Annotated in this window: 16 protein-coding genes; 9 read left to right on the top strand and 7 right to left on the bottom strand. The window is 71.7% G+C overall.

Translation table 11 applies throughout. The features are described 5' to 3' along the window. Positions 1-332, top strand: a 332-nt coding sequence (locus tag N542_RS28155) for a hypothetical protein (protein WP_231482727.1), incomplete at its 5' end; no start/stop codon positions are given. Between the two features lie 360 nt (positions 333-692). Here the strand turns inward: N542_RS28155 and ychF are convergent. Genes ychF through N542_RS0117390 form a run of 4 tightly spaced genes read right to left on the bottom strand, consistent with a single transcriptional unit; the run spans position 693 to position 4,059 of the window. After that, positions 693-1,769, bottom strand: coding sequence for a redox-regulated ATPase YchF (gene ychF, locus N542_RS0117405; RefSeq protein WP_028645025.1), 1,077 nt, complete (start codon positions 1,767-1,769; stop codon positions 693-695). 11 nt (positions 1,770-1,780) lie between these two features. Further along, positions 1,781-2,215, bottom strand: coding sequence for a hypothetical protein (locus N542_RS0117400; protein ID WP_155993173.1), 435 nt, complete (start codon positions 2,213-2,215; stop codon positions 1,781-1,783). A 39-nt stretch (positions 2,216-2,254) separates the two neighbouring features. After that, complete coding sequence (locus N542_RS25400; protein ID WP_051551987.1) at positions 2,255-3,499, bottom strand: MFS transporter; 1,245 nt, start codon at positions 3,497-3,499, stop codon at positions 2,255-2,257. A gap of 8 nt (positions 3,500-3,507) precedes the next feature. Beyond that, a complete protein-coding gene (locus tag N542_RS0117390) occupies positions 3,508-4,059 on the bottom strand; it encodes an ArsR/SmtB family transcription factor (protein ID WP_028645023.1) in 552 nt (183 codons plus the stop codon). Positions 4,060-4,130: 71 nt separating this feature from the next. Between N542_RS0117390 and N542_RS0117385 the strand changes: the two genes are divergently transcribed. The 3 genes from N542_RS0117385 (at position 4,131) to N542_RS25395 (ending at position 6,541) form a co-directional block, all read left to right on the top strand. Continuing rightward, entirely contained in the window at positions 4,131-4,922 is a 792-nt protein-coding gene (locus N542_RS0117385; RefSeq protein WP_028645022.1) for an exodeoxyribonuclease III, read from the top strand. Between the two features lie 78 nt (positions 4,923-5,000). Then, a complete protein-coding gene (locus tag N542_RS0117380) occupies positions 5,001-6,095 on the top strand; it encodes a DNA recombination protein RmuC (RefSeq protein WP_231482726.1) in 1,095 nt (364 codons plus the stop codon). Next, complete coding sequence (locus N542_RS25395; RefSeq protein ID WP_051551961.1) at positions 6,092-6,541, top strand: DUF6542 domain-containing protein; 450 nt, start codon at positions 6,092-6,094, stop codon at positions 6,539-6,541. Before N542_RS0117380 ends, N542_RS25395 begins: the two co-directional genes overlap by 4 nt. On the opposite strand, the gene N542_RS0117370 is transcribed toward N542_RS25395, so the two are convergent. Both N542_RS0117370 and N542_RS0117365 read right to left on the bottom strand, forming a co-directional pair. Continuing rightward, a complete protein-coding gene (locus N542_RS0117370; RefSeq protein WP_028645020.1) occupies positions 6,484-7,110 on the bottom strand; it encodes an L-threonylcarbamoyladenylate synthase in 627 nt (208 codons plus the stop codon). The two genes, N542_RS25395 and N542_RS0117370, sit on opposite strands and share 58 nt — an antisense overlap. A 9-nt stretch (positions 7,111-7,119) precedes the next feature. After that, positions 7,120-8,121: a 4-hydroxy-3-methylbut-2-enyl diphosphate reductase gene (locus N542_RS0117365; RefSeq protein ID WP_051551959.1), complete on the bottom strand. Its 1,002-nt coding sequence runs from the start codon at positions 8,119-8,121 to the stop codon at positions 7,120-7,122. Between the two features lie 44 nt (positions 8,122-8,165). On the opposite strand from N542_RS0117365, the gene xseA reads away from it, so the two are divergent. Further along, positions 8,166-9,404 (top strand): exodeoxyribonuclease VII large subunit, encoded by a 1,239-nt coding sequence (gene xseA / locus N542_RS0117360; RefSeq protein ID WP_028645018.1) that lies wholly within the window; start codon positions 8,166-8,168, stop codon positions 9,402-9,404. Continuing rightward, the gene (locus N542_RS0117355; protein ID WP_028645017.1) at positions 9,397-9,615 is read left to right on the top strand and encodes an exodeoxyribonuclease VII small subunit; all 219 of its coding nucleotides are present in this window, start codon (positions 9,397-9,399) and stop codon (positions 9,613-9,615) included. Before xseA ends, N542_RS0117355 begins: the two co-directional genes overlap by 8 nt. 15 nt (positions 9,616-9,630) lie before the next feature. Here the strand turns inward: N542_RS0117355 and N542_RS0117350 are convergent, their stop codons facing one another. Next, positions 9,631-10,209 (bottom strand): DUF4245 family protein, encoded by a 579-nt coding sequence (locus N542_RS0117350; RefSeq protein WP_028645016.1) that lies wholly within the window; start codon positions 10,207-10,209, stop codon positions 9,631-9,633. Between the two features lie 34 nt (positions 10,210-10,243). Between N542_RS0117350 and N542_RS25390 the strand changes: the two genes are divergently transcribed. Genes N542_RS25390 through modA form a run of 3 tightly spaced genes read left to right on the top strand, consistent with a single transcriptional unit; the run spans position 10,244 to position 12,672 of the window. After that, the gene (locus tag N542_RS25390; RefSeq protein WP_036508286.1) at positions 10,244-11,479 is read left to right on the top strand and encodes an SLC13 family permease; all 1,236 of its coding nucleotides are present in this window, start codon (positions 10,244-10,246) and stop codon (positions 11,477-11,479) included. A 24-nt stretch (positions 11,480-11,503) separates the two neighbouring features. Further along, the gene (locus N542_RS0117340) at positions 11,504-11,899 is read left to right on the top strand and encodes a TOBE domain-containing protein (protein ID WP_028645015.1); all 396 of its coding nucleotides are present in this window, start codon (positions 11,504-11,506) and stop codon (positions 11,897-11,899) included. An 11-nt stretch (positions 11,900-11,910) separates the two neighbouring features. Next, the gene (modA, locus tag N542_RS0117335; protein WP_197026001.1) at positions 11,911-12,672 is read left to right on the top strand and encodes a molybdate ABC transporter substrate-binding protein; all 762 of its coding nucleotides are present in this window, start codon (positions 11,911-11,913) and stop codon (positions 12,670-12,672) included. Positions 12,673-12,674: the final 2 nt, after the last annotated feature.

Raw genomic sequence — 12,674 nt, 5'->3', positions numbered from 1 at the left:
CGACCAGGGTCATTGGCGAGAAGTACGAGGTTGTCAATCCTCTTCACCGTCGCACCTGGACGGACGAGTCGGGAGTCCTCTGGCGTAGGCGAGGCCAAGAAAACCTGACGCCCAGGCAAGCACGCCGATTGTTCGCGCGCTCTGACGCTCTGGTCATGCACGTTCAGCACGGGGCTCCGCATCAGCACACGGGACCGAACCTCCCCGGCCTACTCGTCGAGGTCGAGGAGGTCTGGGCCGGAGATGACGACAACGGCATGCACGTGTTCGACATCGGCGAATTTCGCGATGACTCCCGCCGGGTCTTGGTGATGATCGTTGAGGGCTGTTGACACCGGACAAACGCACTCTCATGCCGCAGGTAGGTGCGGTGCGGCCATCCGGACATGCCGCGATCCGGTCCGTTGGAACAGGCATGTCGCCAACTGTTGGCTTGCGCCACATCACCGCCAAAGGGTCACGCGGACGTCGCGGCAACCGGCCGATCCAAGGCTCACTCGGGGTCGTGACGGTGATGCTCGTCGCGGCCGCGATCCGGCAGCGGAGGAAGCTCAGGGTTCAGTGCGACGTACGCGGACCGATCGATCTGGCCCGCAGATCGGCCACATCGAGGACCATGCCGCTGAGTCTTTGCGGACTGTGTGCGGCCTGGGAGGCGTCCCGCCCCCTCTGAACTACGCACACGCGCTGATTCAGACGTTGAAGCGGAACTCGACGACGTCGCCGTCGGCCATGACGTACTCCTTGCCCTCCATGCGCACCTTGCCGGCCTCCTTGGCCTTCTGCATGGAGCCCAGGGCGACGAGGTCGTCGAAGGAGACGATCTCGGCCTTGATGAAGCCGCGCTGGAAGTCGGTGTGGATCACGCCGGCGGCCTCGGGAGCGGTGGCGCCCTGGGGGATCGTCCAGGCGCGCGTCTCCTTGGGCCCGGCGGTCAGGTAGGTCTGCAGCCCCAGCGTCGCGAAGCCGACCCGGGCCAGCGTCTCGAGGCCGGGCTCGGTGACGCCCATCTCGGCGAGCATCTCGCGCGCCTCCGCCTCGTCGTCGAGCTCGACCAGCTCGGACTCGAACTTCGCGTCGAGGAAGATCGCCTCGGATGGCGCGACCAGCGCCTGCATCTTGGCCTTGAGGTCCTCGTCGGCGAGCTCGTCGGCATCGCAGTTGAAGACGTAGATGAAGGGCTTCGCAGTCAGCAGCGAGAGCTCGCGGATCAGGGTGCGGTCGACCTTGGTGGCGATGATCGGCGTACCGGCCTCGAGGTGGCCCAGCGCCTCCTTGGCCGCGTCCACGACGGCGGCCAGGGACTTGGTGGTCCGGGCCTCCTTCTCCAGGCGCGGGATCGCCTTCTCGACGGTCTGCAGGTCGGCCAGGATCAGCTCGGTCTGGATCGTCGAGATGTCGTTGCCGGGGTTGACCTCGCCGTCGACGTGGGTGACGTCCTCGTCGCGGAAGACCCGGGTCACCTGGCAGATCGCCGACGACTCCCGGATGTGCGAGAGGAACTTGTTGCCCAGGCCCTCACCCTCCGAGGCACCGCGGACGATGCCGGCGATGTCCACGAACTCGACCGTCGCGGGCAGGATCTTGGCGGAGCCGAAGACCTCCGCGAGCTTCGGCAGCCGCTCGTCCGGGACGCCGACGACGCCGACGTTCGGCTCGATGGTCGCGAACGGGTAGTTGGCCGCGAGCACGTCGTTCTTGGTGAGCGCGTTGAAAAGGGTGGACTTGCCCGCGTTGGGGAGCCCGACGATGCCGATGGTGAGTGCCACGGGCGGTCACTTTACGGCGCTGCGGCCGCACCTCCCGAATCACCAGCCAGCAGCTCGGTCCGCCGGGTCCAGCCGTAGCGCAGCGAGGTCAGGGAGAAGACCAGCGTCATCGCCACGATGCCCGCCTCGACCGCGCCTCCCCCGCCCGCGGTGAAGATCCCGTGCTCGAGGTCGTAGAGCAGGTCCATCCCGAAGAGGTACATCCCGGCCGACCCCGCGCACAGCAGCCACAGGAGCGCGGACGGCGTACGCCGCGTCAGCGTGACGAGCGCAAGGAGGCAGGCGAGGCCGAGCCAGAGGTCGGCGAGCGGGAAGGCGTCCTCGAACTCGTAGTACGCCGCCCGGTGCGAGCTGGCCAGTGCGTCGCGGTCGGTGAACCAGGTCGCCCAGTAGGCGATGTCGACCACGATCGCGACGATCAGCATGCCTTGCACGGTGCGCCTCATGCCTGGATCCAAGCAGAACGCGGGAGCCCGACGACGCGCTCACGCCTCCAGCGTGGCGGCGGCCTGCCCGTCCTGGGCTGCGGGCGTGTCGACGCCGCTGCTGAGGGAGAGCCGGCGGATGGCGGGACGTGAGAGCGGCACCGACATCAGCACCGCCATGGCGAGCCCGTACGCCGCGCAGGCGAGCCCGACGCCGTACGCCGCCGCGAGGGCGCCGAAGCCCGCCATCGCCGCCGGCATCAGCACGTCGTCGCCGAGCCGCAGGATCGACGTCATCCGACCGAGGTAGGCGCCGTCGATGCTCGCCATGAAGACCGCGCCGAGCAGCGAGGACGCGGCTCCGGCGCTCACGCCGACCACGGCCACCGCGATCGCGGTCGTGGCCAGCGAGCCGTAGCCGATGCCGACGATCGCGAGACCCTGGAGCACGAGCAGCCAGAAGCCGACGACGGCCTCGTGGGCGGGCCGCCACCGCAGGAGCGAGAGCGCACCGACGGCCGCGCCGAGGGCGACCAGCGCCTGGAGGCCGCCGACGGCGCCGGCGCCCCAGCCCTCGTCCTGCGCCCGCAGCGCGACGCCCAGGGCCAGGGCCGGTGAGACCGCCAGGTTGAGTCCGGACAGCGCCAGCACGAGGGTCCGGGTCGTCGGCTCGTCGCGCAGGTGCCCGAACCCGCGGGCGACACCGCGCAGCACCGGCTCGGCCTCCGCGCGCGGCAAGGGATAGCGCGGCCGCAGGACGAGGGCGAGGTAGCCCACGACGACGGCGAACGTGACCGCGTTGGCGACCGCGCTGCCGCCCAGCCCCCAGGCGGCCACGACGACGCCACCGAGCGCGGCCCCGGCCATGCTGCCGAGCCGGATGGCGGTCTGGCTGGCGCCGGTGTACGCCGCGAGCTGCTCGGCAGGCACCAGCTGGCGCGAGATCGTCGCCGCGGACGGCTCGTAGAGCGCGTCGCAGAGCCCGAACGCCACCGCGGCCACGACCAGGACCGGCAGCGTCGTACCCGCCACGACCACCCACAGCGCCGTCGCCACCAGCACCGCGACCCGGACGACGTTGACGACCAGCATCACCAGCCGCGGCTCGCGCCGGTCGGCCACGACGCCCCCGAGGAGCAGCACGACCGCCCGGGGGATCGTGCCGGCGGCAACGACCAGCCCCGCGACGGCAGGGCTCGCGACGTGCACCGCAGTCCAGGCGAGCGCGACCGTCCACAGCGCGTCGCCGGCGTTGGAGAGGGCCTTGATCCCCAGCCACCCGAGGGCGACTGGGTCCCTGGTCATCGTCCCGGTCACGGGCGCGTCGGGAAGCCGTGGGCATACACGAAGACCGGCTCGCGGACGGCACCGTCGTCGGTGTCGATACCGGCCCGCCAGCTCCGCGCCACCTCGCTGATCGCCTCCTGCAGCGCCGTCAGCTCCTCGGGGGTGGCCAGGGCGAGGAGGTCGGTGGTGAACGCGGCCTGCCGCCACGCCGGGTCCGCCTTCGCGGCCACCCGCTTCCAGGCGGCGAGCTTGCCGAGCTGGTGGTCGATGTTGAGCCGCTCGGCGGCCGTCGCCGCGACCATCGCCGCCGCGTCTCCCGCGAAGTCGTCGACCGACCACGACACGGACGTCTGCTCGAGCCGCCACCAGCTGGTGCGCCCGTCGGTGGCCAGCTCCGGTGCGGGCACGACGACGCCGGCCCGCTCCAGCATCCGCAGGTGGTGGCTGATGCTGCCCACCTGCTGGCCGAGCTCGCGGGCGAGCGTGCCGACCTGCGTCGGCCCGTGCAGGTGGAGGAAGTCCACCATCCGTCGCCGCGTCGGGTGGTGGAAGGCCCGCAGGGTCTCGATCGAGGTCATGTCGCTGACGGTAGGTGCGACCTGTGACACCTACAAGACTTCTTGTACATCTCGGGCTCTAGGCTGCGGTCGTGCGCATCGCGACCTGGAACGTCAACTCCCTCCGGACCCGGATCGACCGCGTCGAGCTGCTCCTCGAGCGCCACGACATCGACGTGCTCGCGCTCCAGGAGACCAAGGCGCGCGAGGAGCAGCTGCCGCTGATGGGCCTGCAGGCGCGCGGCTACGAGATCGCCGCGGCCGGCACCAACCAGTGGAACGGGGTCGCGATCATCAGCCGGGTCGGGCTGGAGGACGTGGAGATCGGGTTCCCCGGCCAGCCGGGGTTCGCCAAGGAGTCCGGCAGCCCCCTGGAGAGCGAGTCGCGGGCGATCGGCGCGACCTGCGGCGGCGTACGCCTGTGGTCGCTCTACGTCCCCAACGGCCGCAAGCCCGACGACCCCCACTACGTCTACAAGCTGGAGTGGTACGCCGCGCTGCGCGCCGCCGCGCAGGACTGGCTCGGCCGGGACGCCGTGCTGGTCGGTGACTGGAACGTGTGCCCGACCGACGACGACGTCTTCGACGTCACCCAGTTCAAGAACTCCACCCACGTGACCCCTGCGGAGCGGGCCGCCTTCTTCGCCTTCCTCGAGGACGGCTGGGTCGACACCGCCAAGCCGTACGACCCCGGTTACACCTACTGGGACTACTACCGGCAGCGCTTCGAGCGCAACCGCGGGCTGCGCATCGACTTCCTGCTCGGCTCCCCCTCGCTGGCCGCCCGGGTGACCGGTGCGTTCGTCGACCGCGACGAGCGGGACCCCGCCCAGGGCACCGGCGCCCCCTCCGACCACGCCCCGGTGATCGTCGACCTCGACTGACGTCCTGCGTCGAGACACCCGTCGTGGCTGTCGGATCGACGAGATGACAGCCACTACGGGTGTCTCGACGCACTGTCGGTGGCCACCTCCATGCTGGAGGGCATGGAGATCCTGACGCTCTTCCTCACGCTGCTGGTGGGCCTGGCCCTCGGCACGGTCGTCGGCATCCTCTGGTCACGCTCCCGGCCGAGCTACACCGCCGGCGTCGTCGACCAGGCCGAGGTGATGCAGGGCCTGGACCGGCTCAGCGACCAGATGCACGACCTCGACCGGCAGCGCGCCTCCTGGCAGGGGCAGCTCAACGAGCAGGTGCTCGACATGCGCCACGCGTCTGAGGGCCTGCGCCGCGAGACGCAGTCGCTCTCGACCGCGCTCCGCAAGCCCCAGGTGCGCGGACGCTGGGGTGAGCTGCACCTGCGCCGGGCCGTGGAGCTGGCGGGCCTGGTGGACCGGTGCGACTTCTCCGAGCAGGTGCGGCTCGACGACGGGGCCCGGCGGCCCGACCTCGTCGTACGCCTCGTGGGCGGGCGGTGCGTGGTGGTGGACGCCAAGGTCCCGCTGGACGCCTACCTCGACGCGACGTCGACCGACGACGAGGACGACCACCGTCGCCACCTGGTCCGGCACGCCGGCCAGCTGCGCACCCACATCGACACGCTCGGCGCCAAGCGCTACTGGCGCTCGCTCGAGGAGAGCCCGGAGTTCGTGGTGCTCTTCGTCCCCGCCGAGTCGTTCCTCGCCGCGGCGCTGGAGACCGACCCGAGCCTGATCGAGTACGCCGCGGCGCGCCAGGTCGTGCTCGCGACCCCGACCACCCTGATCGCGCTGCTGCGCACGGTCGCCCACGGCTGGACGCACGAGGCGATGGCCGACCAGGCCCGTGAGATCCACCGGCTCGGGCGGGAGCTGCACGAGCGGCTCTCGAGCATGAACGGTCACCTCGACCAGATCGGCCGGTCCCTCAACGCCGCCGTCGGGCACTACAACCAGACCGTCGGCTCCCTGGAGACCCGCGTCCTGGTGTCGTCCCGGCGCCTCGGTGACCTGCCCGCGCCCCGGCAGGTGGAGACCGCCGCCCGCTCGGTCGACGGCGTCACCGGCGCAGGCTTGCACGCGGTGGACCGGCGCGGCGCCGACGACGACGGCGCCGCGGACCATAGCGTGGCGTTGTGAGCCAGAGGACCCTCTGGGAAGAGGGGCACGAGTCCGGCCGTCAGGTCGCCGTGCTCGGGGTCGCGCTCGCACTCACCGTGACCGCGCTGGACCTGGTGCTCTTCGGCCGGCTGACCGTGCTCTTCGACATCTGCTTCGTGCTGCTCTGCCTCGGTCTGGCGCTGCTGGTGCGGCCGTCGGACTTCTTCACGGTCGGCGTGCTGCCGCCGCTGCTGATGGTGGGCGTCTTCGTGCTCATCGGGGCGACCCGGCCCGACGTCATCGCGGACGCCACCGACGGACTGGTGCAGGCGGTGGTGAGCGGACTGTCCCACCACGCGAGCGCACTGATCGTCGGCTACCTGCTCAGCCTCGGGGTGCTCGCGGTGAGGCACCGGGTGCTGAGCCGTCAGGCCGCCTCGAACCGGCTCGGGTCGCCGGCGCCGACGCGGATCACCTCGGGGTAGCCCTCCGACCAGCCGATGACGGTGGTCGGCTCGGCGAGCGTCTCGCCCGCCTCGACGACGACGTCGACCTGGTGGTCGAGCTCCTCCTTGATCTCCCAGCCCATGCTGCGCGGCTCCGTCTCGCCGGGCAGGATCAGCGTGCTGGTGAGCAGCGGCTCCCCGAGCGTCTCCAGCAGCGCCTGCACGAAGACGTGGTCGGGGATGCGCACGCCGACCGTCTTCTTCTTGGGGTGCAGCAGCCGGCGCGGCACCTCCTGGGTCGCCGGGAGGATGAAGGTGTAGGGGCCCGGTGTGGCCGCCTTGATCGCGCGGAACGCCGAGTTGTCGATCTGCACGAACTGACCGAGCTGGGCGAAGTCCTTGCACATCAAAGTGAAGTGGTGGCGGTCGTCGAGGCGGCGGATGTTGAGGATCCGGTCGCGCCCGGATCGGTTGCCGAGCTGGCACCCCAGCGCGTAGCCGGAGTCGGTCGGGTAGGCGATCAGCTGGGCGTCGCGCAGAGCGTCGGCGATCTGACCGAGCAGCCGGGGCTGCGGGTTGTCCGGGTGGAGGTCGAGGTAGCGGGCCATGGTGCGACCTCAGGCCCGGCCGGCGGCCTTGAGGTCGCGGCGCAGCTCCGGCGGGAGCGCGAAGATCAACGACTCCTCGGCGCTGTGCACCGCCTGGGCGTCGGGGTAGCCACGCTCGGCCAGGAAGGCCAGCACCCCGTCGACGAGCGCCTCCGGCACGCTTGCGCCCGACGTCACGCTGACCGTGCTGACCCCGTCGAGCCAGGCCTCGTCGATCTCGGAGGCGTCGTCGACGCGGTACGACGACTTCGCGCCGGCCTCGAGAGCGACCTCGACGAGCCGCACCGAGTTGGAGGAGTTGCCGGAGCCGACGACGATCACCAGGTCGGCGTTCGGCGAGATCTCCTTGACCGCGAGCTGCCGGTTCTGGGTGGCGTAGCAGATGTCGTCGCTCGGCGGGTCGAGCAGGTCGGGGAAGCGCTCGCGGATCGCGGCGACGGTCTCGAGGGTCTCGTCGACCGACAGCGTGGTCTGCGAGAGCCAGGCGACCCGCTGGGGGTCGCGGACGACGATGCCCGGCACGTCGGCCGGACTCTGGACCAGCTGGATGTGGTCGGGGGCCTCCCCCGCCGTACCCTCGACCTCCTCGTGACCGGCGTGGCCGATCAGCAGGATGTCGTAGTCCTCGTTGGCGAAGCGGCGGGCCTCGTGGTGGACCTTGGTGACCAGGGGGCAGGTCGCATCGATCGTCTTGAGCGAGCGGACCTCGGCCTGACGGTGCACCTCCGGGGAGACGCCGTGGGCGGAGAAGACGACGGTCTGCCCGGCGGGCACCTCGTCGAGCTCCTCGACGAAGATCGCCCCCCGCGACTCGAGGTCGGCGACGACGTGCTTGTTGTGGACGATCTGCTTGCGCACGTAGACGGGTGCGCCGTACAGGTCGAGCGCCTTCTCGACGGTGATGACCGCGCGGTCGACGCCGGCGCAGTAGCCCCGCGGGGCCGCCAGCAGCACGGCCTTGTCGGCCGCCTCCGGCGACAGGATCGGGGGCATGCCCATGTCAGTGGTCATGGTCTGAGTCTAGTTGCGTCGGTCCCATCCCCTAATCTCGCGGCATGGCCATGGAGACCTCGCTCGAGTCCCCGGCCCCGGTGCGCCAGATCGCCAACGCGATCGCCGGCTGGGTGGACCGGCTCGGCGCCGTGTGGGTGGAGGGCCAGGTCGCCCAGGTGAACCGCCGTCCGGGCATGAGCACCGTCTTCATGACGCTGCGCGACGCGGTCGCTGACATCTCCGTGACGGTGACCTGCTCGCGGACCCTCTTCGACAGCCTCAACCCGCCGGTGGTCGAGGGCGCGAGCATCGTCGTCAACGCCAAGCCGTCGTACTACGCCAACCGCGGCACGATCTCGCTCTACGCCCGCGACATCCGGATGGTCGGCCTCGGCGAGCTGCTGGCCCGGCTCGAACGACGGCGGCAGCTGCTGGCGGCCGAGGGGCTGTTCGCCCCGGAGCTCAAGCGTCCCCTGCCCTTCCTGCCGGGCACCGTCGGCCTGGTCACCGCTCCCAACAGCGCGGCCGAGCGCGACGTCCTCGAGAACGCCAGGCGTCGGTGGCCGGCGGTCACCTTCGAGGTCGCGTACGCCGCGATGCAGGGCCAGCGCTCGGCTTCCGAGGTGATCGAGGCGGTCGAGCGCCTGGACCGCAACCCGGCCGTCGACGTGATCGTGGTCGCCCGCGGCGGCGGCTCGGTCGAGGATCTGCTGCCGTTCTCCGACGAGGCGCTGATCCGCGCCGTGCACGCCGTGCGCACCCCGGTCGTCTCGGCGATCGGCCACGAGCCCGACCAGCCACTGCTCGACCTCGTCGCCGACGTCCGTGCCTCCACGCCGACCGACGCCGCCAAGCTCGTGGTGCCCGACGTCGCCGAGGAGCAGCGCAGCGTCACCCACGCGCGCGACCGGGTTCGCGGCGCCGTGCGGGGCTGGCTGGCCCGCGAGCAGGCCGGGCTCGACGCGCTCCGCTCGCGCCCGGCGCTCGCCGACCCACGCACCCTGCTCGACGCGCGCCTCGCCGAGATCGACCAGCTCCGCGACCGGGCGCGCCGGACCGTGGGCCACTCGCTCGACCGCGCGGCCGACGACATCGGCCACCAGCGGGCGCGGGCCCGGGCGCTGTCGCCGCTGGCCACGCTGCAGCGCGGCTACGCCGTGCTCCAGGACGCCGATGGTCACGTGCTCACCTCGATCGACGGCGTCGAGGCCGAGCAGCTGATCAGCGTGCGGGTCGCCGACGGCCGCATCCACGCCACGACCACCAGCACCACCCCGACCACCAGGGAGACCGATGGCTGAGAAGAAGCCCGCGAAGACCGAGACGCCGTCGTACGAGGCCGCTCGCGAGGAGCTCATCGACGTCGTGCGGCGCCTCGAGGCGGGCGGTACGACACTCGAGGAGTCGCTCGCGCTCTGGGAGCGGGGCGAGGCGCTGGCGACGATCTGCCAGGACTGGCTCGACGGCGCGCGGCAACGGCTCGACGCCGCGATCGAGGCCGACGAGGGGTGAGCCCGGACCCGACCCTCAGGGAGTGCGCGGGGCGTCGGTGAGGGACTCGACGAGGCCCCGCAGGGCGTCGGGGTCCCCCGAGCTGTAGACCAGCACGCTGTCGTCGCCGACCTTGGCGGTGTAGGCGTGGTCGCCGTCGGTGTCGGTCCAGGCCGTCCAGGTCGCGACGTCGGTCGTCAGCCCACGGTCGCGGTCCTCGGTCACGCCGGGGCCGACGTACGTCGTCAGGAGCTCGCGCTCGCCGGTGTCCTCCTGGTGCAGCCCGGCGGTGTGGTCGTCGTCGGTGGCGAAGACCAGGTCGAGCACCGGGCGGTCGCCGGGGACGAAGCTCGCGTCCTTGACGTACCAGCCGTCGGGCAGCTCGGGCGGGTAGAGCGGCGTGAGCCCGAGCTGCTGCACACTGGTCACCAGCTCGAGGTAGTCGATGTGCTCCGGCTCGTAGTCCGGGGTCTCCCGGAAGGCGCCACGGAAGACCACGATCCCGAGGACCACCAGGACCAGCACGATCATGGCGCCGATCAGGCCGCCGGTGGAGCGGTTGTAGCGGCCCGCTCGCTCGGCGGGGGCCGGCTCGGCCGGGGGCGACTCGTTCACCCGAGCAGTTTCCCAGGTGATCTAGGGTCGCGTCGTGGCGGCCCTCGATCTCATCGCGGTGGCCGCCCTCGTCGCACTCCTCACCACGGCGTACGCGCACCCGTCGGGACGGGTCGAGGCCGGTGTCGGCGTGCTCGCCGCGGTGGCCACCCTCGCCACCGGCCTCCTCACCCGGTCCGACGTCGAGGACACCCTGCGTCACCTCGGACCGGTCGTGCTCTTCCTGGTCACGATCCTGGTGGTCTCGGACGTCTGCGCCCGGGCCGGGCTGTTCGCCGCCGCGGCCGCGCGGGTCCGCGACGCCGGCCACGGCCGCGCCGTGCCGATCTTCACCGGCGTCTTCCTGCTCGCCGCCGCGGTGACGGCGGTGCTGAGCCTGGACGCGACCGTCGTGCTCCTCACGCCGGTCGTGGTGGCCGCGGCCGTGAGCAGCGGCACGTCGTACCGCCCCGGCGCCCACGCCTGCCTGCGGATGGCGAACTCGGCCTCGCTGCTGCTGCCGGTCTCCAACCTGACCAACCTGCTCGCGATGCCGCACCTGGACCTGACCTTCGGCGGGTTCGCACTGGTGATGGCGCCGGTGCTCGCGGTCGTGCTCGTCGTGGAGTACGGCGCGCTGCGGCTGCTCTTCCGGCGCGATCTCGCCGCCCCCGCCGGACCGACGCAGGTGGAGGAGGCACCGCCGCTCCCGCGCACCCCGCTCGTGGTCGTGCTGCTGATGCTGGTCGGCTTCGGGGTCGGCTCGCCCTTCGGGGTCGACCCCTTCTGGGTCTCGGGCGCGGCCGCCATCGTGCTGGTCGCCTGGGCCCGTCGGCAGCGGCTGCTGACGGCCCGGGACGCCATACGCGCGGCGCACCCGACGTTCGCCGTCTTCGTGCTGTCCCTCGGTGTCGTCGTGGCGGCGCTCGCCACCGGCTTCCTCGGTGACTGGGTCAGCGACGTGCTGCCCGACGGCACCGACTTCGCGAGCCTGCTGCTGATCGCCGTGCTCGCGACCGTGCTCGCCAACGTCCTGACCAACCTGTCGGCGACGCTGCTCCTCGTCCCGCTGCTGGCCCCGCTCGGTGACACCGCGATCCTCGCGGCGCTGCTCGGGCTCAACATCGGCTCGGGGCTGAGCTACACCGGGTCCCTCGCCAACCTGCTGTGGCGCCGTGGCATGGTCCGGCTCGGGCACCCACCGTCGATGGGCGAGTTCCACCGGGTGTCGCTCCTGGTCACGCCGGTCAGTCTGCTCGCCGCAGTTGCGACTCTCTCCCTGGTCACCTGACCGCATCTGCGGCATGATCCTCGCGTGACGACCTACCGGATCGCGGAAGCCGCCGAGCTGCTCGGCGTCAGCGACGACACCCTGCGCCGCTGGGTCGAGGCGGGACGCGTGGCGAGCACCAGGACCGACGGCCGGACCACGGTCCCGGGACCTGACCTCGCCGCCCTCGCCGAGTCGCTGGCCGACCACCCCGACCGTGACGCGACCCGCGCAGCCGCCGTCAGCGCCCGCAACCGGCTCGCCGGCATCGTCACGAAGGTCACCAAGGACACCGTCATGGCCCAGGTCGAGATGATCTGCGGTCCCTACCGGATGGTCTCGCTGATGAGCAGCGAGGCGGCCGAGGAGCTCGGCCTGGAGCCCGGCGTACGCGCCATCGCCTCCGTCAAGTCCACCAACGTCGTGGTGGAGCGTCCGTGAGGCGCAGATCCGTGAGGTCCCTGCTCGTCCTCGCCCTCGTCGTGCCCGTCGCCGCCTGCGGCAGCGACTCCGGGGGCAGCGACGGCTCGGGCGGCGAGACGACGACGCTGACCGTGTACGCCGCGGCGTCGCTGACCTCGAGCTTCGAGGAGATCGGCACCGAGTTCGAGGCCGCGCACGACGGCGTCAGGGTGAAGTTCAGCTTCGGGGGCTCCGCCGACCTGGTCACCCAGATCACCGAGGGCGCCCCGGCCGACGTCTTCGCCTCCGCCGACACCACCACCATGGACCAGCTCGTCGACGCCGACCGGGTCGCGGACGACCCCGTGGACTTCGCCACCAACACCCTCGAGATCGCCACCCCGCCGGACAACCCGGCCGAGATCACCCGCTTCCAGGACCTGTCCAGGAAGGGTCTGCAGCTCGTGGTGTGTGCCCCCGAGGTCCCCTGCGGCGCCGCCACCCGGACCACCGCGGACGACCTGGGCGTGACGCTGACGCCGGTCAGCGAGGAGCAGTCGGTGACCGACGTGCTCGCCAAGGTGACCAGCGGCGAGGCGGACGCCGGCGTCGTCTACGCCACCGACGTGACCGCCGCCGGGGACGCCGTCACGGGCATCACCTACCCCGAGTCCGGCGACGTGGTGAACACCTACCCCATCGCTCCGGTCACGGACTCCGAGGAGTCCACCCTCGCCGACGACTTCGTCGACTTCGTGCTCGGTGACACGGGTCAGGGGATCCTCCGGGCCGCCGGCTTCGGGCAGCCGTAGCG

This window comes from Nocardioides sp. URHA0020 (assembly GCF_000620705.1).
In the GTDB taxonomy this organism is placed as follows: Bacteria; Actinomycetota; Actinomycetes; order Propionibacteriales; family Nocardioidaceae; genus Nocardioides.
The sequence above is the reverse complement of the archived record's forward strand: the minus strand, read 5'-3'. Positions and strand labels throughout refer to the sequence as shown.